Origin of the sequence: Pararhodospirillum photometricum DSM 122 (assembly GCF_000284415.1) — a bacterium.
GTDB lineage: Bacteria > Pseudomonadota > Alphaproteobacteria > Rhodospirillales > Rhodospirillaceae > Pararhodospirillum > Pararhodospirillum photometricum.
The window spans coordinates 1,653,972-1,676,804 of sequence record NC_017059.1 but is presented as its reverse complement, the minus strand read 5'-3'; the positions used below and the strand labels follow the sequence as shown (position 1 = coordinate 1,676,804).

The window sequence follows — 22,833 nt, the reverse complement described above, 5'->3', positions numbered from 1 at the left end:
CAGGGAGACCCGGGTGCTTGAGAACATACTGGCTCTGAACGTCTTTCACCTGCTCTTGGTGTTCACCCGCGTCGGCGCGGCTCTCATGATGATGCCGGGGTTCTCCGCCATCTATGTGACGGCCAACATTCGCTTGGTGTTGGCGGTGGTGATCAGCGCGGTGTGCCTGCCGGCGGTGGCCGACGTTCTCCCCGCGCAGCCGACCTCCAGCACCACCTTGGTGATGCTGTTATTCATGGAGGTCAGTATTGGCCTCTATCTTGGGATCATGGCGCAGTTCTTGCTGGTCTCGGTGGGGTTGGCTGGCAGTGTGATCGGCTTTTCCACGGGCTTGATGATGGCCCAGGCCTTCGACCCCATGATTTCGCAGCAAAGCGCCATTGTCAGTGGCCTGCTCAGTCAGTTGGTCATGGTCCTGATTTTTGTCATGGGCCTGCATCACGTGATGATTGAGGCCATTTTTGGCAGCTATGCGGTGTTTCCGCCGGGGGCCTTGCCTGATACCGGCGATGCGGTTCGCCTTTTGGTGCAGATCATGGGCGATGGCTTTCGCCTGGGCTTCCAGATCGCGGCGCCGTTTGCGGTTTATGGCATTATTTTCAACGCCACCTTGGGGGTGATCGCCCGACTGATGCCCCAGCTTAACGTCATGTTCATTGCCATGCCGGCTCAGATCATTTTTGGCCTCGGCTTGCTCATGACCTCGGGGCCGTTCATCCTGATGAGCTTTCTCAAGGCCTTTGAGCAGGGCTTGCGGCCCCTGGTCCCGTGACCGCCTCCCGGAGAGTCCGCCGTGGCCGATGAAGACAAGGATTCCAAAACCGAGGACCCCACGGGCAAACGCCTCTCGCAGGTGCGCGAGGAGGGGAACGTCGCGCAGTCCCAGGAAATCAAGCATTTTGTCATGCTGATGGGGGCGTTGGTTGCGGTGGGCACCATGGCGCCTTGGATTGCCGGCCGCCTGACCTTAGAGGTTCGCCCCTTTCTCGAGCGACCCCATGCCTTTCCCCTGGGGGTCGATGAGTTGCAACAACTCATGGCCCGCCTGACCTTCGACATTGGCCTGCTGCTGGCCTTGCCGGTAGGGTTGTTTGTGGCGGTGGGGGTGTTGGGGGGGCTGTCGCAATTTGGCCTGCTGTGGGCCCCCAAGAAGCTGGCGCCCGACTTCAACAAGATCAACCCGATTTCTGGCTTCAAACGGCTGTTTTCGGTGCGAGCCATCGTCGAGGGGATCAAGGGGATTCTCAAGGTTCTGGTGGTGTCGGCGGTGGTGTGGACCATCATGAGCCCGCGCCTGCGCTCTCCAGAAAAGATGATGGCTCAAGATCTTCTGGTCACCTTGCAGGACCTTTATGATCTTCTGGTCGTTCTTTTGATGGCTGTTTGTGTGGTTGAGGGGGCTATCGCTGTTTTTGACTTTGCTTATCAGAAGTATCAGTTTACCCAAGACCAAAAAATGAGCAAGCAAGAGGTCAAAGACGAACACAAGAACATGGAAGGTGACCCCCAGGTTAAGGGGCGGATTCGGCAGTTGCGCATTCAGCGCTCGCGCGAACGCATGATGGCCAAGGTCCCGACAGCCAGCGTGGTTATTACCAACCCGACCCACTTCGCGGTGGCGCTCAAATACGATATGGAGTCGATGAGTGCGCCGGTTCTGGTGGCAAAAGGTCAGGATTTCATTGCGCGCAAAATCCGTGAAGTCGCCGAGGAGAACGAAGTGCCCATCGTTGAGAATCCCCCCTTGGCCCGCGCTTTGCACGCCGCCGTTGAGATCGATGAGGAAATTCCCCCCGACCACTACAAGGCCGTGGCCGAGGTCATCGGCTACGTGATGCGCCTCAAAAAGAACGCGCTGTAAGGGTCCGCCATGAGAAAGCCGGACGATGAGTGACGCGGGGCTGTCACGCGAGCCCGCCCTTTGGGGCGTGGGCGTTGGATTGGCGGGGAGCATTGCGGCGGGCCTATGGTCCGCTCTGGGAGGGGGGGGGCCGCTGGCCGGATGGGCCGCCGCCGCCGGGGGCGGCCGTGGCCTTGGGATCTCTGCTGGCCCTGGGCCGAACCTTGACGCTGTGGCGCATCCGCGCCGCTTGGGGCGAAGAGGCGCTCTTGCTTCTTGATGCCGAGGACGGACCACGCCAAGTGACCGACGCCGCCGGCCGGGTACGGCTGGCGAATGCGCAGGGCCGCGCCCTGTGGGGTGAGGCGGGCCCCCTGGGGTGGCTGCAAGAGCGGCTGCACGGCGAAATGATGGCCCACGACGCCCTGGATCGTCTCGCCGAGGCGGCGCGCGCCGGCTTGCGCGAGGAGGTGGACCTACCGCTCGCCGATCCCGACGCGCTGACCGGGGAGCCTGAATGGCTGCGGGTTTCGGTCACGCCAAGCCCGGATCGCCGCTTTCGGCTGTGGTCTGCTCGCGATGTCACCGCCCGGCGCGCTATCGACGAGGTCTTGCTGCGCGAGCGGGAAGAATTGGCCGACTTTTTGTTTTTTCTGCCGGTGGGCTTGTATTCCGCCGACACGGAAGGCCGTCTGCGCTACGTCAATCAGGCCCTGGCCCAGTGGTTGGGGCGCGACCCGGATGCCATGATGGGCATGGCCTTGCCCGCCCTCATGGACAGCGCTCCCCCGGAGCCCGATGGGGCGTGGGCTGGACGCCTGCGCTTTTTGCCGCTCGACGACCCGCCCTTCGATGCCGAGGTACGCCAATCGACCTACGACGACGCCGGCCAGTTGTGGACGCGTTCGGTGGTGTTGCGCCTGCCCAAGGGCGAGGGCGAAGGCGATGCGGCGGGGATGGCCGAGGGAGACTGGCGCCGGCGCCGTCCTTGGTTGTTCGACGGGGCGCCGGTTGGCATTGCCCTGACCGACCCCGAGGGCGCGATTGTGGATTGTAACGCCTCCTTCCTGGCGATGATCGGGCGCGAGCGCGATGGGGTGCTCGATCAGCCGCTGGCCGCGCTGGCGGTGCGCGATGATCGGGCCGACTTGACCGAGCAAGGGGCGCGCGTCTTGGCGGGCGGCCTGCCCCGGGCCCAGACCGATATTCGCCTGCTGCGCGGCGAGCGCGAGGTGTCGGTGGGGGTCTTCCTGTCGCCGATGACGGGGCGGCCCGAGGATCCGCCCGATGGTCTGGTGGTCCACCTGATCGACACCACCGAGCAAAAGAACCTGGAGCAGCAGTTCGCCCAGGCGCAGAAGATGCAGGCCATGGGGCAGTTGGCCGGCGGGGTTGCCCATGATTTCAATAATTTGCTGACCGCCATGATCGGTTTCTCCGATCTTTTGTTGCAACGCCACGGCATCGGCGACCCGAGCTTTGCCGATATCATGCAGATCCGGCAAAACGCCAATCGGGCGGCGAATCTGGTGCGTCAGTTGCTGGCGTTTTCCCGCCGGCAGCCCTTGCGGCCCCGCTTGCTCAACGTGATCGACGCCTTGTCGGAACTCTCCCACTTGCTGCGGCGGCTGTTGGGCGAGCGGGTCACGCTGCGCCTCGTGCATGGGCGCGAGCCCGGGTACATTCGGGTTGATCCCGGACAGTTCGACCAAGTGATCATCAATCTGGCGGTCAATGCCCGCGATGCCATGCCCAAGGGCGGAGTCCTGACCATCTCGACCCGCCACGAGAAAATTGAAAGCGAACTGCGCCAAGGGGCCGAGGCGGTGCCGCCCGGCGATTATGTGCTGATCGACGTGGTGGACACCGGCACCGGCATCAGTCGCGAGCACCTGGGCCGCCTGTTTGAACCCTTCTTTACCACCAAATCCGAGGGAACGGCCGGCGCTGGCACGGGCTTGGGGCTGTCCACGGTGTATGGCATCGTGCGCCAGACAGAGGGGTATATTTTCGTCGAATCCACCTTGGGGGAAGGGGCTCGTTTCTCCATCTATCTGCCCCGCGGTGAGGCCCCGGACAAGACCGCCGCGCGTCCGGTGGCCGTCAGTGGGGCCCCGGAGCCGTCCACACCGTCTCGCCGTGGTGGCGAAGAAGAAGAGGAGGCCCGCGACCTCTCGGGCAAGGAAACCATCTTGCTGGTCGAGGACGAGGATGCGGTGCGGGTGTTCGGGGCCCGGGCTCTGCGCAACAAGGGCTATACCGTCTTGGAAGCCCGCAGTGGCGAGGGCGCCTTGGATCTGCTGGCCGATGGCGCGCGGATTGATTTGTTGATCACCGACATGGTCATGCCCGGCATGGATGGCGCTACCTTGGCCGGGCGGGTGCGGGCCGAGCGTCCCGGCCTTCGCATCATTTTGATCTCGGGCTATTCCGAGGACGTGATCCGCGGCGATGTGGTGAACGCGCCCGATACCCATTTCCTGCCCAAGCCCTTCAGCCTGAAGGCCCTGGCCGAAAAGGTTCGCGAGGTGCTGGCTTAACCCTGTGTTCTTTGAATGTCTCCTTATGTTCTCATTTTGATCTTGAATCTCGGGGCAAAAAAGGTACCCTGTTCCCGGGTTGCACGGTCGCAAGGCGCCGTGGGATAAGGAGGCTGCGGAGATGTCGCAAAGCGTGTTGCGCCTGGTGGATAAGGATACCATGGACAAGCAAAAGGCGTTGGAAGCAGCCGTTGGGCAGATCGAGCGGTCCTTTGGCAAGGGCTCGATCATGCGCCTTGGGCAGCGCGAACGGGTGGTGGAAACCGAGTCGATCAGCACCGGATCCCTCGGGCTGGACATCGCGCTGGGCGTCGGCGGCTTGCCGCGTGGACGCATTGTCGAGATTTACGGCCCGGAAAGCTCGGGCAAAACAACCTTGGCGATGCACGTCATCGCCGAGGCCCAGAAAAAAGGCGGAAGTTGCGCCTTTGTGGACGCCGAGCACGCCTTTGACCCCCTCTATGGTCGCAAGCTGGGGCTCAATCTCGACGAGTTACTGATCAGCCAGCCCGATACCGGCGAACAGGCCCTGGAAATCGCCGACACCTTGGTGCGCTCGGGGGCCATTGATGTTCTGGTGGTGGACTCGGTGGCGGCCCTGGTGCCCAAGGCGGAACTGGAGGGCGACATGGGCGATTCCCATGTCGGCTTGCAAGCGCGCCTGATGAGCCAGGCTCTGCGCAAGCTGACCGGGACCGTGTCGCGCTCCAATACCTTGATCATCTTCATCAACCAGATCCGCATGAAGATCGGGGTGATGTTCGGCAACCCGGAAACCACCACCGGCGGCAATGCCCTCAAGTTTTATGCCTCGGTGCGCCTGGATATCCGGCGCATTGGCGCGGTCAAGGATAAGGAAGATATCGTCGGCAACCAGACTCGGGTGAAGGTGGTCAAGAACAAGGTGGCCCCGCCGTTCAAGGTCGTCGAATTCGACATCATGTATGGCGAAGGCGTGTCCAAGATGGGCGAAATCCTGGACCTGGGCGTCAAGGCCAACCTGATCGAAAAGTCCGGGGCGTGGTTCTCCTACAACTCGACCCGTATCGGCCAGGGCCGCGAGAATGCCAAGCAGTTCCTGCGCGACAACCCGGTCATGGCCGAGGAGATCGAAAACGCCATTCGGGCCAACGCCGGCCTGATCGCCGATAAGATGATCGGCAGCCCCGGCACCGACGACGCCCCGGCCGAGGAGTAAGGAAAAGAAAAGGCTGGGGAGGCGCGGCCTCCCCAGACCCCTCGGTCTTTTCCTTTGAACAAGGCGAGGCTTACACGGATCGCTGGGTCCTGGGGGTGTCAGGGGCGGGCGCTCGGTCTGGCCATTCGCGCGCTACCACCGGTCCATCGGCCCGCAGGGCATGGCAGGAGTCAATCAAGGCGCTGATCTGGCCCTGGGCGGCGTCTTGGCGCTCCTCGCGGGCTCGGTGCAGGGTTTGGAAGGCGGTGGTGGCCAGGGGCCCTAAAAGCTCGGTCAAGTGGGTGCAGCCCGCCCGTCCGCCCAGGCGGCGCCGGGCCTCGGCGCGAAAGCCGGGGCCGATGGTCAAGCCAACGAGCGCGCCGTAGGCCGAGGCAATGTCTGGGCAGCCACAAAAGGGGCTGGCATCAATCACCGCCTCGGCCGCGTGAATGGTTAAGCCGACGTCGATGGTCAGGCGCAGGCTCAGGTCGTGCACCGGGTCGCCGGCGTGGATCGTGCCGCGATCGTGGTTGGGGAAGCTGTACGCCTTGGTGTCGATCAGGCGGCCCTCAATATCCCACAGGCCATCGGATCGCTCAAACCCCTGGCAGTCGATGCGCCGGTGGTGCAAGGGCGCGCGCGGCGCCAACGGAGGGGGCAGGGGCATGGGGGACCTTTTTTAAGACGGCGTCAAAGGGGTGACGCGCAACTGAGACAAGCGATTGCCCACCCGCTTGGTGACCTCGAAGCGAAAGCCGTGAAACTGGAAGATTTCCCCCACCCTTGGCAACGACCGCGATTCCCGAAGGACTAGGCCGGCCAGAGTCGCCGCTTCCTCGTCGGGCAGGGCCCAGTCGAACTCGCGGTTGAGGTCGCGCAGCGTGACCTCGCCATTGATGAGAAAGCTGCCATCGGGCTGGGGCCGTACCCCGGCCAGCACGATGTCGTGTTCGTCGGTGATGTCGCCGACGATTTCCTCCAGGATATCTTCCAAGGTGACGATGCCCAGCAGGCTGCCGTATTCGTCCACCACCAGGGCAAAGTGTTCGCGCCGTTGGCGGAAGGCCTGAAGCTGGCTCCACAGCGTGGTGGTATCGGGCACGAACCAGGGGGGGGCGGCCAAGCGCTCGACGTTCAGGCTCTCCAAAGGCCCCCGGTGCCCCTGCACCGCGCGCAGCAGATCCTTGGTGTGCAGCAAACCGACGATGTTGTCCTGGCGTTCCCGCCACAGGGGGATGCGGCTGAAGGGGCTCTCCAGAACCAGGGTCACGATGTCAGGGGTGGACTGCTCGACGTCGATCGACATCACGTTGGAGCGGTGGATCATGATGTCCGAGACCGGCACGTCCGTGAGATCGAGAATGCTGTGCAGCATGGCGCGTTCGTCCCGGACTGCCTTGTCCGGGCTGTCGGCGGTGTGAAGCTCAATAGCGCCGCGCAATTCCGACAAGGCCAACGCGCCCCCGGCGTCCTGGGGGCGCCTAACTCGCAAAAGATGCAAAAGCCCCTTGACCACGCCTTGGAAAACAGTGGTGACGGGAAACAGCAGCCACGTTAGCACCGCCATGATCGGCGCCACGCGCAGGGCCAGCGGGTTGGTGTGGATCAGCGCATAGGTCTTGGGCAAAATCTCGCCAAAAATCAGCAAGACCACCGTCATGGTCACGGTGGCATAGGCGACGCCCGCTTCATCAAACAGCGTGATGGCCAAGCTGGTGGCCAAGCTGGAGGCCAGGATATTGACCGCCGTATTACCGATGAGGATGGTGCCGATCAGGCGTTCGCGCGAGCGCAGCAGGCGGTTGACGACACTGGCCCGGCCATCGCCATCGCGCTCCAACTCGTGCATCAAGGGGCGGGACGCTGCTGTCAACGCTGTTTCCGAACTGGAGAACAGGGCCGAGAGCACGATCAGAATCAAGACGACAATCAGGGTGACGGTCATGGCCTCAAGGGGGCGGGCGGGCGGGGCGGGACTGCCTCAATCTTAGTCGGAAAAATAGCGAATCGATACCTATTAAGCGAGGGAGGGAAGGAAGGCTGGGGAGGCGGGCCTCCCCAGACCCCTCCATTCCTGGGGGGCCCGCCTCCCCAGCCTTCCTTCCTTCACCCGCCCACAAAGGCCCGCACGCTCTCGCGCACCCTCTGCGGGTCAACCTCGCGCTCCAGAAACGCCCGCCCAATCCCCCGGGCCAAAACAAAGGTGATCCGGCCATCCGCCACCTTTTTGTCGTGGCCCATGTGCTCCAGCAGGCGGTCCACGTCCCAGACCGGGGCGCTTGGCACCGCTCTTGGATCCACGGCCAGCCCCACGTCTTCCAGGTGACGGGTCAGGCGCAGCACGTCCTCGGCCGGGCACAGGCCCAAGCGCACCGACAGATCAAGCGCCAGAACCATGCCGAGCGCCACCGCCTCGCCATGAAACAAGGTGCGGGAGAACCCCGTTTCCGCCTCGAAGGCATGGCCAAAGGTGTGACCCAGGTTCAACAAGGCCCGCTGCCCGCTTTCGCGTTCGTCGGCCCCGACGATCCGGGCCTTAGCCCGGCAGGCGGTGGCGATGGCCTCGGCCCGGGCCTGAGGGGCGCCCTCCAGCAAGGCGGGGCCGTGCTGCTCCAGCCAAGCAAAGAACGGCGCGTCGTCGATCACCCCGTATTTCACCACCTCGGCATAGCCGGCGCGCAGCTCGCGCGGCCCCAGGGTATCGAGAACGGCGGTATCGGCCAGCACAAGGCGCGGCTGGTGGAAGGCGCCCACCAGATTTTTGCCGTGGCGGGTGTTGATGCCGGTCTTGCCGCCGACCGAGCTGTCCACCTGGGCCAGCAAGGTGGTGGGGATCTGCACGAAGTCCACGCCGCGCAGCAGCACGGCGGCGGCAAAGCCCGTGAGGTCGCCAATCACCCCGCCGCCCAGGGCGACCAGGGTGGTCGAGCGCTCGACCCGGGCGGCCAGCAGGGTTTCAAGCAGGCTTTCCAACTGGGCAAAGCTTTTGGTGCCCTCGCCTTGGGGCAGGACCACATGGTCATGGACCAGTCCGGCCGCATCCAGCGAGGCGAGCAGGGCGGGGAGGTGCAAGGGGGCGACGGCGGTGTCTGTCACCACGAACACCCGGGGACGGCGGATCACCGGGGCGATCAGGGCGCCCGCCTGACTCAATAGACCGGCCCCGATGTGGATGGGATAGCAGCGCTCGCCCAGGGGCACGGTCACGGTGATCACGGCAGGAACTCCGGGGAAGACGGGGAAACAACAAAGGCCGGGGTCCGGGCCAAGGCGTCCCAGGCGCGCCGGGCCGTGGTGTGCGGCGGCTCCTGGGTGGTATCGACCACCACATCGGCCTCGGCATACACCGGATAGCGCCGCTCCATCAGGCCGCGCAGGGTTTCGCGCGCATCGCCGGTGTTGAGCAGCGGGCGGTGGCTGCGTCCGGCCGTGCGCGCCACCAGGGTCTCCAGGTCGGCCCGCAGCCACAGCGAGACCCCCTGCGCCCGGATCAAGGCCCGGGTCTCCTCGGCCATGAAGGCGCCACCCCCGGTGGCCAGCACACAGGGCGAGCGCTCCAGCAGGCGTTCCATCACCCGGCGCTCGGTGGCTCGGAACTCGGCCTCGCCGTAGCGGGCAAAAATTTCGGCAATGGGCAGGCGGGCCGCCGTCTCGATCTCCGCATCGGCATCCACAAAGGGAACGCCGGCCATGCGGGCCAAGCAACGCCCCACGCAGGTTTTGCCGGCCCCCATCAGGCCCACCAAAACCACGGTCCGCTGCAACCCGGGAGCAGACCCATCGCCCAGGGGGGCGCACGGGGCGGAGGCCTCCGGGCCGCCGACCGGGTGGCGTTGATCCGAAAGAGGGGAGCCGGTACACTGCGCTTGCGATGTCATGGTCTGGATTGCATACACAGTTTCCGGGCGTTCCGGTAGACCCTATCGCGATCGGTTTCGTGTCGAACCGATTTTTCTCCGCACGTCTCTCTTCCCCGGTTTCTGGAACAAGAGTCCCATGCGTTATCTCATTCGCAGCATCCTGGTGGTCGTGATCCTTGGCGTGGTCGGTCTGGGGGTCGTTCTGGCCAGTTTGGACATGGCCCCGCCCACCCGGACCATCGTCAAGGTCATCCCGAATGACCGTTATTAGAGGGCTGGGCCTGCTCCGTGGGGCGTGGGGGTGGGGTTGGGGGCGGGGGGGAGCGCGGCGCAAGGTCCCGTGCCCTTGATGCCCTTCGAGACCCGCCCAGCGGCGCCGCCGGCCCTGGGAGAAGCCCTGCCCGGGCCGCGAGGGGTCCAGATCTGGGCCTTGGGAGGGGTGGACCTCGACGCCTTGGGGGTGCTGGGTGAGGGCAATCGTGGGCAAGAGCAGGGCGTGGGCGCGGACCTGTGGCGGGACCTGTCCCGACGCGAGGCGGCGGCGCTGCTGGCCGGGGTGCCGGTCGGCTTGCCCTCGCGGGCCATGACAGCCCTCGCCCGTCGCGTGCTGCTGACCACCGCCACCGCCCCCCGCGTCCGAGCCGGACGCATCGGCAGGGACCTTGCTGCCCCTGCGGGTCGATCTGTTGTTTCGCCTCGGGCTGCACGGCGATGTGATCGCCCTGCTCGCCCAGGCGCCATTGGGATCCCTGCCGCCCGCCCTGGAGCGGGGGCGCCGCGATGCCCTGATGCTGCAAGACCAGCTTGATGCGGTGTGTGCCGCCCCCCCGGAAGACGATCGCGATCCCGCCAGCGCCCGGCATGGTCTGCGGGTCCGGGTGGTGTGCGAGGCTCGCAGCGGCCAAGGCGAGGCCGCCGCGCTGGGCATGGGCTTGTTGCGCGAAACCCGGGAGGCCGACGAGACCTTCTTGATTCTGGCCGAGCGTCTGGCCGGCTTGTCCCAGGCCCGCTTGCGCAAGCCCACCCTGAGCGACGCTGTCGATGTCGTGCTTTACCGCGAGGCGCAAGAGCCGGTGCCCGCCGCCTTGCTGAAAGACGCCGCCCCGTGGCTGTTGCGCGCCGTGGCCTTGTCGGGGCCCAGCGCCCCGGCGGTTCGTTTGGAGGCCGCCGAGCGGGCCGAGGCCCGGGGCGCCTTGCCCACCGAGGCCTTGGTGTTTCTTTATGGCGATACCCCTCAGGCCGAGGCCGGAGCCAGCCCCAGCGGCCAAACGCCCCTGGCCCGGGCCGCCCTGGTCCAGAGCCTGCGCAATGCCGTTGGCGAGGGGGCGGTGCTTGTCGATCCCGCCGTGCTCGGCGGGGGCGACCTGTCGCAGGCTCTTCCCGCCGCCTTGCAAGTCCTGGCCGCGACGCGGTTGCGCGATGCGGCGTTGTATCAAACGGTGGCCCGGGTCTTGGCTCCGGCCCTGGCCCGCGTCCCGGTCCAGCGGTCCTTGGCCGAGGCCGCCCCGGAGATGGCCCGCGCCTTGTATCTGGCGGGCGATGTCGCGCACGGGGCGGGCTGGCTGTGGCTGCTGCAAGACGAAGCCCGGGTGCGGCCCGAGCTGGCGCCGCTGGCCCAGGCTCTGGCGTCGCTCGACCGCGTGGCGGGGGGCCATGGCTTGGCCTCGGAAGCCTTGTCTCGCCCCGAGGCCCCGGTCGCCTTGGGCCGCCCGGCGGCGTCGGGCTCCTTGAGCCGTCTGGAGCAGGAGGCCGCCTTGGGCCGGCGGGGTCGGGTGGCGTTGCTGGCGCTCGCGGTTTTGGGAGAGGCCGGCGGGCCAGTGCAGGCGTCCGCCGAGGTTCTGGCCCGGGTATGCGCCGCCTTGGAGCAGGTGGGGCTGGTCGAGGAGGCCCGCGCCCTGGCCGTGGAAGCCCTGGGGTCGCGCGCATGAGGGAGGCCTCCGTCCTGCCGACCGGGTTCGGGGCCCAGAGCGAGGCTTTTTTGGAAATGATGGTGGCCGAGCGCGGGGCGGCGCCGCGCACCTTGGAGGCCTATCACCGCGACTTGGTGGACTACGGGGCGTTTTTGGCAAGCCATGACGCCACCGCCGTGTCGGTCTCGCGCGCGCTGGTGCGGGCCTATCTCGGCGGGATGGCGGCGGCGGGGCTGGCGCCGCGCACCCAGGCCCGGCGTTTGGCGTGCTTGCGTCAGTTCCATGGTTTTTTGCGCGCCGAGCGCCACCGCGAGGACGATCCCACCCTGGGGCTGGAGGGACCGCGCCAGGGACGGCCCCTGCCGCGCGTGCTCTCGGAAGCCGACGTGGCCGCCCTGATCGCGGCGGCCAACCGGGTTGAGGGCGGGCGAGGGGTTCGGCTGCGGGCCTTGATGGAGTTGCTCTACAGCACCGGCTTGCGGGTGTCGGAGCTGGTCGGCCTGCCGCTGGCCGCCGTGGCCCGTGATCCCGAGATGATGGTGGTGCGCGGCAAGGGCGACAAAGACCGCTTGGTGCCCTTGGGCGAGCCGGCGCGGGCGGCGGTGCGGGCCTGGCTGGCGGTGCGGGCCGAGACCTTGCCGCCAGAGGGGCCGGCCCAGCGTCGGGCCCAGGCGTTTTTGTTTCCCTCGGATGCCCGGGAGGGCCACCTAACGCGCGATGGCTTTGCCAAAATGCTGGGGGAACTCGCGGTCGCGGCGGGGATCCCGCCCAGCCAGGTCTCTCCCCACGTTTTGCGCCATTGCTTCGCCAGCCATATGTTGAGCCACGGCGCCGACCTGCGTGGGGTGCAAATGCTCCTGGGGCACGCCGACATCGCGACCACCCAGATCTATACCCATGTCCTGGACGAGCGCCTGAGCACCTTGGTGCGCTCGGCCCATCCGCTGGCCCACGCCCGCCGGCCCAAGGCATGAGGGCGGCGGGGTGGCTTGGCGGGGCGGCCCTCCTGGTCCTGCTGGCGATCCCGGACGGGCGCGCCGCCGAGAGCCACGTGGTGGTGGACGCCGGATCCGGGGCGGTGCTGCTGGCCAATGACCTGGACCTTCGCATTCCGCCGGCCTCGCTCACCAAAATGATGACCGCCTATCTGGTGTTCGAGGCCCTGCGCGACGGCCGGCTCAAGCCCACCGACAGCTTCACCGCCTCGGCCCGCGCCGCCGCGACCGCTCCGGTGGTCGTGGGGCTGGCGCCGGGCGAGACGGTGCCGGTGATGGACTGCCCCTGYGYGCCTTGCTGGGGCTATCGKCCAATGACGTGGCGGTGATGATCGCCGAGGCGCTGGAGGGCTCGGAGGAAGCCTTTGCCCGGCGCATGACGGCGACCGCCCAGCGGCTGGGCCTGCGCCACACCCGCTTTGCCAGCGCCTCGGGGTTGCCGGCCCCCTTGGAGGCGCAGCACACGACGGCGCGCGACATGGCCGTGCTCGCCCTGGCCCTGGGGCGGGACTTTCCCCAGCACCGCGCCTTGTTTGCCTTGCAGGGCTTTTCATACAAGGGTCGGCCGATGGCCGGGCACAATGCCTTGTTGGGGCGGGTGCCCGGCGCCGATGGCATGAAGACCGGGTTCACCTGTGCGTCGGGCTATAACATTGTTGGCTCGGTAACACGCGACGGGCGGCGCCTGATTGGCGTCTTGCTGGGCTCGGCCACCGGGCCCGAGCGCACCGGGCGGATCGAGGCCCTGCTCCAGAAGGCGTGGGCGGTGGAACTGACGGAAAAAACCCCTTTTATCACCGACCCCGAGCCCCCCGGCCCCGTGCGTCCGGTGGCCGACAACCGGGCCCGCACCCCGCTTTGTGCCGGGAGCGTGGTCAGTGCGGCGGTGGGCGAGCGCCTGAGCGGCGGCGGGTATGCCTTGGATGTGGGATTGGGTAAAACCCAGGGCGAGGCCGGGGCGCTGGCCGCCCGGGTGGCGGCGCGGGTCGGGGGAGTGGCTTATACCTTGCCGCGTGCGGGGACCGGCTTGATGCGGTGGGCGGGGTATGTGGGGGGGCTGCCCGAGGCCACGGCGCGTCGGATTTGCGGGCAGCGTCAGGCGGCGGGGGAGTGGTGTTTGGTGCGCACGCCGGAGATGATCCGGGCTGATGTGGCCAGTGCGGCGCGGTTGCGCCGGGCGGCGCGATAGGAAGGGAAGGCTGGGGAGGCGGGGCCTCCCCAGACCCCTCTGTTCTTGGGGCATCTCAGCCAAACTCTTGACATTTTCTGGCCTGGGGTATTCCTTTCGCGCTTTCCGGGGACCGGCCCCGGACAGGGTCAAAAGGACTGGAGCGGACCATGACGCGCGCGTTCGTATTTCCCGGCCAGGGGTCCCAGGCGGTGGGCATGGGCAAGGAGCTTGCCGAGGCGTTCCCCATCGCCCGGGAAGTGTTCCAGGAAGTGGACGATGCGCTCGGCGAGCCGCTGTCACGCCTGATGTTTGAAGGCCCGGCCGAGACCCTGACCCTGACCGAAAACGCCCAGCCGGCCTTGATGGCCGTGTCGGTGGCGGTGGCGCGGGTGCTGGCCAGCGGCGGGATCCGGCTGGCGGAAAAGGCGAAATTCGTGGCGGGGCATTCGCTGGGCGAGTACTCGGCCCTGACGGCGGTCGGTTCGCTAGCGTTGGCCGACACCGCGCGGTTGCTGCGCACCCGTGGGCTCGCGATGCAAAAGGCGGTGCCGGTGGGCGAAGGCGCCATGGCCGCCTTGTTGGGCCTGTCGCTGGAGGACGCCCAGGCTGTGGCCGCGGCGGCGGCGGCCGCCGAACCGGGCAGCGTGTGCGAGGCGGCCAACGACAACGCGCCGGGGCAGGTGGTGGTCAGCGGCCACCGGGCGGCGGTGGAGCGCGCCATTGTCCTGGCCAAGGAAAAGGGCGCCAAGCGCGCGATGGCGCTGCCGGTGTCCGCCCCCTTCCATTGTGCCTTGATGGCGCCGGCCGCCACGGCGATGGCCGAGGCCCTGGCCCAGGTGACGCTGCGCGCCCCCGAGGTGCCGGTGGTGGCCAACGTGACAGCGCGGGCCGAGAGCGATCCCGACGTGATCCGTCGCTTGCTGGTTGAGCAGGTGACCGGCGCGGTGCGTTGGCGCGAGGGCGTGCTGTACATGGCCGAACACGGGGTAAGCGAGTTGGTCGAGGTGGGCTCGGGCAAGGTGCTCGCCGGCTTGGCCAAGCGGATTCATCCCGATCTGAGCGCTCTGTCGATTCAGGGCCCGGCCGATGTTGAAGCGTTTGCCAAGGCGGTGTAAGCCAGCGAGAGCACAAAAAGGGAGAGTGGTATGTTCGACCTGAGCGGCAAGAAGGCCCTGGTGACCGGCGCCTCGGGCGGCATTGGTGCCGCCATTGCCCAGGCCCTGGTAGCGCAAGGGGCCACGGTAGCCCTCTCGGGCACCCGGCGCGACGCGCTCGACGCGGTGGCCGCGCCCCTGGGCGAGGCGGCCCGGGTGGTGGCGTGCAACCTGTCGGATCCGGCGGCGGTCGAGGCCCTGGTGCCCGAGGCCGAGGCGGCCCTGGGCGGGCTCGACATTCTGGTCAACAACGCCGGTCTCACCCGCGACATGCTGGCCGTGCGCCTGCGCGACGAGGACTGGGATCAGGTGATCGCCGTCAACCTCACCGCTTCGTTTCGGCTGGCCCGCGCCGCCGTCAAGCGCATGATGAAGCGCCGTTGGGGCCGGATCATCGGCATCACCTCGGTGGTGGGCGTGACCGGTAATCCCGGCCAATGCAATTATGCCGCCTCCAAGGCCGGCTTGATCGGCATGAGCAAGTCGCTCGCCGCCGAAGTGGCCCAGCGCGGTATCACGGTCAATTGCGTGGCCCCGGGCTTCATCGCCACCGCCATGACCGACAAGCTCAACGACGGCCAGAAAGAGGCGATCTTGGGCGCGATCCCGGCCGGCGCCATGGGCTCGCCGGACGATATCGCCGCTGCCGTGGTTTACCTCGCCAGTGCGGAAGCCCAGTATGTGACCGGTCAGACCCTGCACGTCAACGGCGGCATGGCCATGATCTGAGGTTCCGGGAGGCCGGGCCCGGACGGGCCGCTGGTCAACCCGAAACAAGTGTGTTAGCAAGGCGCCCATGGCTCTCCCGAGCCCTCCCCGGGGCCGGGGGCGTCCTGGAAGTCCCTGCCGTCCCCCAACCCGTCACCAAAGTGTTGACTTTCCGAGGAACCAAACAAGATGAGCGACGTCGCCGAGCGCGTGAAGAAGATCGTTGTCGAGCACCTGGGCGTTGACGAGGCCAAGGTCACCGAGACCGCCAGCTTCATCGATGATCTGGGGGCGGACAGCCTCGACACCGTCGAGCTGGTCATGGCTTTCGAAGAAGAATTCGGCTGCGAGATCCCCGACGACGCCGCCGAGAAGATCCTGACCGTCAAGGACGCCATCGAGTTCATCGAGAGCCACAGCGGCTGATCAGCGCGTCGTCTGGACGGCACGCGCGCTGCCTGCGACGGCGGGTGCGGGGCCCCGGTGCTATGGCGGGGGCCGGCTAGCCGTCGGGCGCGGGCGGCGGGCGGTCTCGTGCTTTTTGCCAGGCAGCCCGGGCCGCCGGACCCCTTGGATTTGAGGGAAAAGCCATGAGACGAGTTGTCGTCACCGGCCTCGGTCTGGTCACGCCCCTGGGATGCGGCGTGTCCACCGTTTGGGAACGCCTCACCCAGGGCGTTTCCGGCATTCGGGCCATCGATCGTTTTGATGTTTCCGACCTGCCGGCCCGCATTGCCGGCCTCGTGCCCCCGGCCTCCGAGGGCGCCCACGGGTTCGATCCCGATACCATCGCCAGCGCCAAAGATCGCCGGCGCATGGACCTCTTCATCGTCTATGGTCTGGCCGCCGCCGTCGAGGCCGTGACCGATTCCGGCTGGACCCCCACCGACGAAGAAGAGCTGGAACGCACCGGCGTGATGATCGGCTCAGGCATCGGCGGTCTGCCGTCCATCGCCGATACCGCCGTGCTGCTGCACGAGCAGGGCCCGCGCAAGGTCAGCCCGTTCTTTATCCCGGCCAGCCTGATCAACTTGGTCTCCGGCCATGTGTCGATCCGCTACGGCTTCAAGGGCCCCAACCACGCCGTCGTCACCGCCTGCTCCACCGGCGCCCACGCCATCGGTGATGCCGCGCGCCTGATCATGTTTGGCGATGCCGACGTGATGGTGGCCGGCGGCGCCGAAGCGGCGGTCTGCCGGATTGGCATGGCCGGCTTCGCCGCCGCGCGCGCCCTGTCCACCCACTACAACGACACCCCCCAGGAAGGTTCGCGCCCCTGGGACAAGGGCCGCGATGGCTTTGTCATGGGCGAGGGCTCGGGCGTCCTTGTGCTGGAAGAACTGGAGCACGCTAAAAAGCGCGGCGCCAAGATTTACGCCGAGGTCATCGGCTATGGCCTGTCGGGGGATGCCTACCACATTACCGCGCCGGCCGAGGATGGTAACGGCGGCTACCGTGCCATGCGCAATGCCCTGCGCAACGCCAAGTTGCCGATAGAGGCTGTGGACTATATCAACGCCCACGGCACCTCCACCCCCCTGGGCGACGAGATCGAGCTGGGCGCCGTCAAGCGTCTGTTCGGCGATCACGCCTACAAGCTGACCATGTCCTCGACCAAGTCGGCGATTGGTCACTTGCTGGGGGCGGCGGGCAGCGTCGAGGCCATCTTCTCCATTTTTGGCCCTGCGCAACGGTCTGGTGCCGCCCACCCTCAATCTGCGCGACCCCTCGGACGGCTGTGACATCGACTTGGCGCCGCTGACCGCCAAGGAGCGTCCCATCCGTTACGCCGTGTCCAACTCGTTTGGCTTCGGCGGCACCAACGCCTCCTTGGTGTTCACCGGCGCCCCCTGACCTTTGACCCCGGACGTCCGATCATGCTGCGGTGGCTGAGGACCCTGGTCCTTGTTGTTGGGGTCCTTGCCGTCCTGATCGGGGGCGGGGCCTATCTCGCCCGCGAGGGGATCTTGGCCGCGTTTGACGCGCCGGGTCCCCTGGCCCAGCCCCGAACGGTGATGATCCCGGCCGGGGGGGGCGTCGCGGGCATCGCCGCCACCCTGGGCGAGGCCGGGGTGGTGGGCGAGCCCCTCTTGTTTGAGGCCGGAGTGCGGCTCGCCGGGCGGGCCCGTGATCTCAAGGCCGGGGAATACGAGTTTCCCGCTGGTGCCACAGGGCGCGCCATCATGGACGCCCTGGTCAGTGGCCGGGTCAAAGTCTACCGCTTGACCGTGCCCGAGGGCCTGACCGTGCGGGCCGTGCTGGCTTTGCTGGCTGAGACCCCGGAACTGAGCGGCCCCCTCCCGCTGCCGCCGCCCGAGGGCAGTCTGTTGCCCGAGACCTACCATTTCCATCGCGGCGACAGCCGGGAAAAGCTGCTGGCCCGCATGCGCGAATCGCAGCAGGCCCTCCTGAGCAGCTTGTGGACGACCCGGGCCGACGATCTTCCGCTGGCCACCCCGGCCGAAGCGGTCGTGCTGGCCTCGGTGGTCGAGCGCGAAACCGGCGAGCCCGATGAACGGGCCCGGGTGGCCGGCGTGTTCGTCAACCGCCTGCGCAAGGGTATGCCCCTTCAGTCCGATCCCACGGTGATCTACGGCGTTTCCGAGGGCCTGGGGGTGCTCGACCGCGCCCTGACCCGCGCCGATCTGGCGGTGGCTCATCCGTGGAACACCTACGTGATCCCGGGCCTGCCGCCGTCACCGATTTGCAACCCGGGCCGGGCCGCGCTTCAGGCGACGCTCAACCCGGCGCGGACTCAGGATCTTTATTTTGTGGCCGATGGCACGGGGGGGCACCGCTTTGCCGAGACCCTCGACGCCCATAACCAGAATGTGCGGGCGTGGCGTCGGATTCAGGCGGAGCCGTAAAAAAGGATAGGCTGGGGAGGCGCGGCCTCCCCAGGCCCCTCCCTTCCTTAGATGGTAAAGTCGAGGTTTTTCTCGGCTTCGCTGGTGATCCCGCCTTGGAACGCCCGGGTGCACAAGTCGTCCACAGTCAGGCTGTCCAGGCGATCCATCAACTGATCGCGTAGCTCGTTCCACAACGGACGCACCACGAACAGGCCCAGCTCGGAGCCCGGCAGATCGGTCGCCAACTCCTCGGACGCTTCCAGGTCGCCCACCACCCGCACGATTTCGCCCACGGTAATGCGCCGGCGTTCGCGCGCTAGCCGGTAGCCGCCGCGCGGGCCGCGCACGCCGGTCAGGATACCGTTGCGCACCAGATGTTGCAGCGTTTGCTCCAGGTAGCGCCGGGGAATGCCCTGGCGCCGGGTGATTTCCCGGCTTTGCACCGGTTCGCCCCCCGCGTGATAGGCGATATCGAGCACCGCCTCAATGGCGAAGAGCATCTTCTTCGACAGCCGGATCATCGCAGTCCGCCTTTCACCAGAGACCAACCGGCCGAGCCGGGGGACGTGGGGAGGGGAGCCTTCGGCGTGGTCAAGGTCATGGGAGTCAAGGTCATGGGGCCGCCTTCCGTGCTGAAAGGTCGGCCAGGGTCTGGGCGATACGCTCCGCCAACCGGGAGGCGACCGCTTCCTTGTCCATGGTCGGCCAGTCCTCGGTGCCCGAGGACGTGAGAAGATGAACGGTATTCTTGTCGGCGCCGAACACCCCGCCGCCGGCCACGTCGTTGGCCAGGATCCAGTCGCATCCCTTGCGCTGGTGCTTGGCCCGGGCATGGGGCAGCAAGGCATCGGTTTCAGCGGCGAAGCCCACCACCAGGGCCGGCCGGCGTGGGCCGGGGGCGGCCAGGGTGGCCAGGATGTCGGGGTTGGGCACCAAGCTCAGAACCGGCGGCGCCTCGTCTCCCGAGGGACCCTTCTTGATTTTGGCCGGGGCCGGATTGGCAATCCCCCAGTCGGCGACCGCCGCCGCGCACACGGCCACGTCGGCCGGTAGGGCCGACTGACAGGCCGCTAGCATCTCGCGCGCCGTCGCGACCTTGACCACCTGGACCCCGCGCGGGTCGGGTAGGCTGACCGGGCCGCTCACCAAGGTAACCCGCGCCCCCAAGTGGGCCAGCGCGGCGGCAATGGCGTGCCCCTGGCGCCCAGAGGAGCGGTTGCCGATGTAGCGCACCGGGTCGATGGGCTCGTGGGTCGGGCCGCTGGTGACCAGGGCATGACGGCCACTGAGCGGCCACTGCGCGGCATCGGAGGCTGGCAGCGGCTCTCGCCCCAACGCGGTGGCAATGGCATCGACCAACACCGGGATTTCAACCATGCGGCCCAGCCCTTCCTCGCCGCAGGCCGTATCGCCGCGTGCCGGCCCGACCCGCCGGATGCCGCGCGATTCCAGGAGAGCGAGGTTGGCCTGTGTCGCCGGATGGGTCCACATCAAGGGGTTCATCGCCGGGGCGATCAACACCGGCGCCGCCGAGGCCAGCAGCACCGCCGAGGCCAAATCGTTGGCCAAGCCCGCCGCCATGCGTGCCATCAGGTCGGCGGTGGCCGGGGCCACGACCACCAGATCGGCATCGCGCGACAGCCGGATATGGTCCATGGCCGCTTCCGCCTCGGGATCGAACAGGTCTTCGTGCACGCGCTCGCCCGACAGGGCGGCCACCGACAAGGGCGTGATAAAACGGGCCGCCGCCGGGGTCAGCACACAGCGAACCCGGGCCCCTCGTTCCCGCAGGCGTCGAATCAGATCCAGCGATTTGTAGGCTGCGATACCGCCTGCGATGATCAGTAGAATGCGACTGCCGTTCACGTCCCGGGACTCCATCCGCGGGCGCTGGCCCAAAACCGCGCCCACGGGCGCGAGGAACGCACCGGGACGCGGGGATCGGGGCCGAAGGCCCCTGCGCGCCATGCCAAGACCAAATAGACTTGGGGCTTCGTGTGGTCCCCCGACCCGGAGGGGAGCCCCCGGATCGAGTTCTTACTCGAAACCTCATCTGTATAGGATCACCAATCCCGGCCGTGTGCAAGCGCCGTCGTGCGACGAGTCGCGCGACGGCCGGGAGGGTGATTAAACAAGGTGAGGGAAGTAGTCTGGACTTATTTAAGGATAAGCAGCAGCCCCAAGACCAGGACCAAAACCCACGGCAAAGCGGCGGCCCAGGAGCGTTTGCGACCCCGCAGGGCCTTGACTGTCTCCGGGTCGAGGCGCAAGCCCCCCGACTGGATTTTGCCCAACGTGCTTTCGGTGGCCGCCAAAATGCGCGGCAGACGTTCGATCGAGTCGCCCAAGGTGGTGAGGCCGTCCTTGAGGCGGGCCTGGGGGCCAAGATTATCGGCCATCCAAGATTCGATCAGCGGGCGGGCCATTTCCCACATGTTCACGTCGGGGGCCAGGGTGCGGCCGACCCCTTCCGACACCAGCATGCTCTTTTGCAGCATCAGGAGTTGAGGCTGGGTGTGCATGTCGAAGGTTTCGGTGACGTGGAACAGTTGCCCAAGCAGGCGGGCAATGGAGATTTCCGCGAGCGGCCGCCCCAAGATGGGCTGGGCGATGGAACGGCAGGCTTGGGTGAAGGCATCGACCGATTGGTCGGCCCCGACCCACCCGGCCTCGAAGTGCACCTCAGCCGCCCGCCGATAGTTGGCGGTCAGGAAGGAGAGGAGCATCTCGCCCAGGTGGCGGCGGGTCTGGCGATCGACACGGCCCATGATGCCGAAATCAACGGCAACGATGGTGCCGTCCCGGTCCACGAAGATGTTGCCCGGGTGCATGTCGGCATGGAAAAACCCGTCGCGAAAGACCATGCGGAAGAAGGCGTTGGACACCCGGGTCACGAGATCGACCGGGCGCAGGCCCGCCGCCGCCAAAGCCTCGCGATCATTGATGGGGATGCCGTTTACCCGTTCCAGGGTCATGACGCGGCGACCCGTGCGCATCCAGTCGATGGCCGGCACGCGGAAATCGTCGTCGTCGGCGAAGTTTTCGGCGACTTCGCAGGCGGCGGCCGCCTCGAAGCGCAGGTCCATCTCCATGACCACCGCGTCCTCGAAGGCGCGGGCGGTCTCGACGGGGCGCAGGCGTCGGGTCGAGGGCTGGGCCGCCTCGGCGAGACGCGCCAGCCAGTGCAGGAGTTCCACGTCCTTGCGGAAGGCTTCCTCCACGCCGGGACGCAGCACCTTGACCGCCACTTCCTGGGTCCGGCCCTCGGCGTCGGGGGCGGTGACGGCGAAGTGAACCTGGGCGATGGAGGCGGCGGCGACCGGGGTTTCGTCGAAGGAACTGAACAAGCTCTCCAGGGGCTGGCCCAGTTCCTCTTCGACCGCCTTGCGGACCTCGGTGAAGGAGAAGGGGGGCAGGGCGTCTTGGAGGTCGGACAGGTCGGCGGCGATTTCCTCGCCCAACAAGTCGGCGCGAATGGAAAGGGCCTGTCCCAGCTTGATAAAGGTGGGGCCAAGGTCGGTGAAGGCTGCCGCCAGCTTCTGCCCCGGCCGCCCCGGAACCGCCCGCCGACTGACCGCCCGTGCCACCAAGGCCACGGGCTTCAAGACGGCGAGGGAATCGAGAAGGAACAGGGCATCGTGGCGGGCCAGGACCCGGGCAATGGTCAGCAGCCGGGCCACATTGCGCAGGTGTCCCGCCATGTCAGAGGCGCCAGCCCAGGTGCATGGCGGCGATGCCGCCCGACAGGTTGCGGTACCGAACCTGACGGAAGCCAGCAGCTTCCATGCGGCTCACCAGTTCTTCCTGGGGGGGGAAACRACGGATGCTCTCGGCCAGATAGCGGTAGGCTTCCTCGTCCTGGGCGACGTAGCGGCCCATGAGCGGCAGCACCTTGAAGGAGTAGGTGTCATAGAGCTTGTCGAACAGCGGCAGCACGACCCGGCTGAACTCCAAGATCATCATCTTGCCGCCCGGGCGCAGCACGCGCCACGCGTCGCGGATGGCTTGGTCGATGTGGGTGACGTTGCGCAGGCCAAAGGCGATGGTATACACGTCCACACTGCGATCGGGCAGGGGCAGGTGCTCGGCGTCGCCCACCACCCACGACAGGCCCGAGGTCAGGCCGCGATCAAGGGCGCGGTTGCGTCCGACGTGGAGCATCTCATAATTGATGTCGCAGACCGTGACCTGGGTCGGCTGGCCGGACAGGGGGACGTGGGAGCCTTCGGCGCGGCGGTTGGCGCGGTTCAGGATGCGAAACGCGATGTCGCCGGTGCCGCCTGCCACGTCCAGGTACTGACGACCCGGGCGCGGGTCGAGCCAGTCCACAAACGCATCTTTCCACAAGCGGTGGACACCGCCGCTCATGAGGTCGTTCATGAGGTCGTAGCGTGGGGCCACGGAATTGAAGATTTCCCGCACCATGCCGGCCTTCTCGTCGGCCTTGACGGTCTGGAAACCGAAATGTGTCGTCTCGTTATCCTGTGTCATGCGCGCACCTTAGAGCATCCGACCAATGGGAGGAACAGGTTTTTCCCCCTTCCTCGGGCGTGGATCCCCAGGCGACCGGCCGGAAGGTGCCGCCTTGGGACCGGCCCCGCGGCCCCCTCTTTTCATCCTGGACAGCGA

Annotated in this window: 21 protein-coding genes and 1 pseudogene; 14 read left to right on the top strand and 8 right to left on the bottom strand. The window is 67.1% G+C overall.

Annotation, left to right across the window (positions count from 1 at the left end; translation table 11 throughout):
• Window positions 1-13: 13 nt before the first annotated feature.
• The 4 genes from fliR to recA all read left to right on the top strand — a co-directional run bounded on the left by fliR (window position 14) and on the right by recA (window position 5,578).
• Window positions 14-772 carry a flagellar biosynthetic protein FliR gene (fliR, locus tag RSPPHO_RS07395; RefSeq protein ID WP_041794720.1) on the top strand — a complete coding sequence of 253 codons (759 nt, stop codon included), beginning with the start codon at window positions 14-16 and terminating at the stop codon, window positions 770-772.
• 21 nt (window positions 773-793) lie between these two features.
• Window positions 794-1,861, top strand: coding sequence for a flagellar biosynthesis protein FlhB (flhB, locus tag RSPPHO_RS07390; protein ID WP_014414645.1), 1,068 nt, complete (start codon window positions 794-796; stop codon window positions 1,859-1,861).
• Window positions 1,862-1,890: 29 nt separating this feature from the next.
• Window positions 1,891-4,380, top strand: coding sequence for a hybrid sensor histidine kinase/response regulator (locus RSPPHO_RS07385; RefSeq protein ID WP_014414644.1), 2,490 nt, complete (start codon window positions 1,891-1,893; stop codon window positions 4,378-4,380).
• 121 nt (window positions 4,381-4,501) lie between these two features.
• The gene (recA, locus tag RSPPHO_RS07380) at window positions 4,502-5,578 is read left to right on the top strand and encodes a recombinase RecA (protein WP_041794719.1); all 1,077 of its coding nucleotides are present in this window, start codon (window positions 4,502-4,504) and stop codon (window positions 5,576-5,578) included.
• A gap of 70 nt (window positions 5,579-5,648) precedes the next feature.
• Here recA and RSPPHO_RS07375 read toward each other — a convergent pair whose 3' ends face one another.
• The 4 genes from RSPPHO_RS07375 to RSPPHO_RS19790 all read right to left on the bottom strand — a co-directional run bounded on the left by RSPPHO_RS07375 (window position 5,649) and on the right by RSPPHO_RS19790 (window position 9,435).
• Window positions 5,649-6,224, bottom strand: a complete 576-nt coding sequence (locus RSPPHO_RS07375; protein ID WP_014414642.1) for a DUF2889 domain-containing protein — start codon at window positions 6,222-6,224, stop codon at window positions 5,649-5,651.
• Window positions 6,225-6,236: 12 nt separating this feature from the next.
• Window positions 6,237-7,502 (bottom strand): HlyC/CorC family transporter, encoded by a 1,266-nt coding sequence (locus RSPPHO_RS07370; RefSeq protein ID WP_014414641.1) that lies wholly within the window; start codon window positions 7,500-7,502, stop codon window positions 6,237-6,239.
• Window positions 7,503-7,663: 161 nt separating this feature from the next.
• Entirely contained in the window at window positions 7,664-8,773 is a 1,110-nt protein-coding gene (aroB, locus tag RSPPHO_RS19795; RefSeq protein WP_041794718.1) for a 3-dehydroquinate synthase, read from the bottom strand.
• Complete coding sequence (locus tag RSPPHO_RS19790; RefSeq protein ID WP_157879130.1) at window positions 8,770-9,435, bottom strand: shikimate kinase; 666 nt, start codon at window positions 9,433-9,435, stop codon at window positions 8,770-8,772. The genes aroB and RSPPHO_RS19790 overlap by 4 nt, the downstream gene beginning before the upstream one ends.
• 118 nt (window positions 9,436-9,553) lie before the next feature.
• Here RSPPHO_RS19790 and RSPPHO_RS21480 point away from each other — a divergent pair, with 118 nt between their 5' ends.
• From RSPPHO_RS21480 to mltG, 10 genes and pseudogenes are all read left to right on the top strand, one after another.
• The gene (locus RSPPHO_RS21480) at window positions 9,554-9,688 is read left to right on the top strand and encodes a hypothetical protein (RefSeq protein WP_277905318.1); all 135 of its coding nucleotides are present in this window, start codon (window positions 9,554-9,556) and stop codon (window positions 9,686-9,688) included.
• A gap of 391 nt (window positions 9,689-10,079) precedes the next feature.
• On the top strand, window positions 10,080-11,345 hold the full coding sequence (locus RSPPHO_RS19785; protein WP_014414638.1) for a hypothetical protein: 1,266 nt from the start codon (window positions 10,080-10,082) through the stop codon (window positions 11,343-11,345).
• Window positions 11,342-12,301 carry a site-specific tyrosine recombinase XerD gene (locus RSPPHO_RS07350; RefSeq protein ID WP_157879129.1) on the top strand — a complete coding sequence of 320 codons (960 nt, stop codon included), beginning with the start codon at window positions 11,342-11,344 and terminating at the stop codon, window positions 12,299-12,301. Before RSPPHO_RS19785 ends, RSPPHO_RS07350 begins: the two co-directional genes overlap by 4 nt.
• Window positions 12,298-12,651: a D-alanyl-D-alanine carboxypeptidase family protein gene (locus tag RSPPHO_RS21475; protein WP_014414636.1), complete on the top strand. Its 354-nt coding sequence runs from the start codon at window positions 12,298-12,300 to the stop codon at window positions 12,649-12,651. Before RSPPHO_RS07350 ends, RSPPHO_RS21475 begins: the two co-directional genes overlap by 4 nt.
• Window positions 12,618-13,511: a D-alanyl-D-alanine carboxypeptidase family protein gene (locus tag RSPPHO_RS17695; RefSeq protein ID WP_014414635.1), complete on the top strand. Its 894-nt coding sequence runs from the start codon at window positions 12,618-12,620 to the stop codon at window positions 13,509-13,511. The genes RSPPHO_RS21475 and RSPPHO_RS17695 overlap by 34 nt, the downstream gene beginning before the upstream one ends.
• A gap of 149 nt (window positions 13,512-13,660) precedes the next feature.
• The gene (gene fabD / locus RSPPHO_RS07340; RefSeq protein ID WP_014414634.1) at window positions 13,661-14,608 is read left to right on the top strand and encodes an ACP S-malonyltransferase; all 948 of its coding nucleotides are present in this window, start codon (window positions 13,661-13,663) and stop codon (window positions 14,606-14,608) included.
• Between the two features lie 30 nt (window positions 14,609-14,638).
• Window positions 14,639-15,376 (top strand): 3-oxoacyl-[acyl-carrier-protein] reductase, encoded by a 738-nt coding sequence (gene fabG / locus RSPPHO_RS07335; protein WP_014414633.1) that lies wholly within the window; start codon window positions 14,639-14,641, stop codon window positions 15,374-15,376.
• A 168-nt stretch (window positions 15,377-15,544) separates the two neighbouring features.
• Entirely contained in the window at window positions 15,545-15,781 is a 237-nt protein-coding gene (locus RSPPHO_RS07330) for an acyl carrier protein (RefSeq protein ID WP_014414632.1), read from the top strand.
• Between the two features lie 164 nt (window positions 15,782-15,945).
• Window positions 15,946-17,209 (top strand): annotated as a pseudogene (fabF, locus tag RSPPHO_RS07325) (beta-ketoacyl-ACP synthase II).
• Between the two features lie 23 nt (window positions 17,210-17,232).
• Entirely contained in the window at window positions 17,233-18,222 is a 990-nt protein-coding gene (mltG, locus tag RSPPHO_RS07320; protein WP_014414629.1) for an endolytic transglycosylase MltG, read from the top strand.
• 47 nt (window positions 18,223-18,269) lie between these two features.
• On the opposite strand, the gene RSPPHO_RS07315 is transcribed toward mltG, so the two are convergent.
• From RSPPHO_RS07315 to ubiE, 4 genes are all read right to left on the bottom strand, one after another.
• Window positions 18,270-18,725 (bottom strand): RrF2 family transcriptional regulator, encoded by a 456-nt coding sequence (locus RSPPHO_RS07315; protein WP_041794717.1) that lies wholly within the window; start codon window positions 18,723-18,725, stop codon window positions 18,270-18,272.
• A gap of 91 nt (window positions 18,726-18,816) precedes the next feature.
• Window positions 18,817-20,085 carry a bifunctional phosphopantothenoylcysteine decarboxylase/phosphopantothenate--cysteine ligase CoaBC gene (gene coaBC / locus RSPPHO_RS07310; protein WP_157879128.1) on the bottom strand — a complete coding sequence of 423 codons (1,269 nt, stop codon included), beginning with the start codon at window positions 20,083-20,085 and terminating at the stop codon, window positions 18,817-18,819.
• Between the two features lie 275 nt (window positions 20,086-20,360).
• Window positions 20,361-21,905, bottom strand: a complete 1,545-nt coding sequence (ubiB, locus tag RSPPHO_RS07305) for a 2-polyprenylphenol 6-hydroxylase (RefSeq protein ID WP_014414626.1) — start codon at window positions 21,903-21,905, stop codon at window positions 20,361-20,363.
• A 1-nt stretch (window position 21,906) separates the two neighbouring features.
• On the bottom strand, window positions 21,907-22,695 hold the full coding sequence (gene ubiE, locus RSPPHO_RS07300) for a bifunctional demethylmenaquinone methyltransferase/2-methoxy-6-polyprenyl-1,4-benzoquinol methylase UbiE (protein WP_014414625.1): 789 nt from the start codon (window positions 22,693-22,695) through the stop codon (window positions 21,907-21,909).
• Between the last annotated feature and the right edge of the window lie 138 nt (window positions 22,696-22,833).

Excerpts from the sequence above, each read along its gene's own strand:
- recA (WP_041794719.1), top strand. The coding sequence starts at position 4,502 with ATGTCGCAAAGCGTGTTGCGCCTGGTGGATAAGGATACCATGGACAAG.
- RSPPHO_RS07375 (WP_014414642.1), bottom strand. The coding sequence starts at position 6,224 with ATGCCCCTGCCCCCTCCGTTGGCGCCGCGCGCGCCCTTGCACCACCGG.
- RSPPHO_RS07370 (WP_014414641.1), bottom strand. The coding sequence starts at position 7,502 with ATGACCGTCACCCTGATTGTCGTCTTGATTCTGATCGTGCTCTCGGCC.
- RSPPHO_RS19790 (WP_157879130.1), bottom strand. The coding sequence starts at position 9,435 with ATGACATCGCAAGCGCAGTGTACCGGCTCCCCTCTTTCGGATCAACGC.
- RSPPHO_RS21480 (WP_277905318.1), top strand. The coding sequence starts at position 9,554 with ATGCGTTATCTCATTCGCAGCATCCTGGTGGTCGTGATCCTTGGCGTG.
- RSPPHO_RS07350 (WP_157879129.1), top strand. The coding sequence starts at position 11,342 with ATGAGGGAGGCCTCCGTCCTGCCGACCGGGTTCGGGGCCCAGAGCGAG.
- fabD (WP_014414634.1), top strand. The coding sequence starts at position 13,661 with ATGACGCGCGCGTTCGTATTTCCCGGCCAGGGGTCCCAGGCGGTGGGC.
- fabG (WP_014414633.1), top strand. The coding sequence starts at position 14,639 with ATGTTCGACCTGAGCGGCAAGAAGGCCCTGGTGACCGGCGCCTCGGGC.
- RSPPHO_RS07330 (WP_014414632.1), top strand. The coding sequence starts at position 15,545 with ATGAGCGACGTCGCCGAGCGCGTGAAGAAGATCGTTGTCGAGCACCTG.
- mltG (WP_014414629.1), top strand. The coding sequence starts at position 17,233 with ATGCTGCGGTGGCTGAGGACCCTGGTCCTTGTTGTTGGGGTCCTTGCC.
- RSPPHO_RS07315 (WP_041794717.1), bottom strand. The coding sequence starts at position 18,725 with ATGATCCGGCTGTCGAAGAAGATGCTCTTCGCCATTGAGGCGGTGCTC.
- coaBC (WP_157879128.1), bottom strand. The coding sequence starts at position 20,085 with ATGGAGTCCCGGGACGTGAACGGCAGTCGCATTCTACTGATCATCGCA.
- ubiB (WP_014414626.1), bottom strand. The coding sequence starts at position 21,905 with ATGGCGGGACACCTGCGCAATGTGGCCCGGCTGCTGACCATTGCCCGG.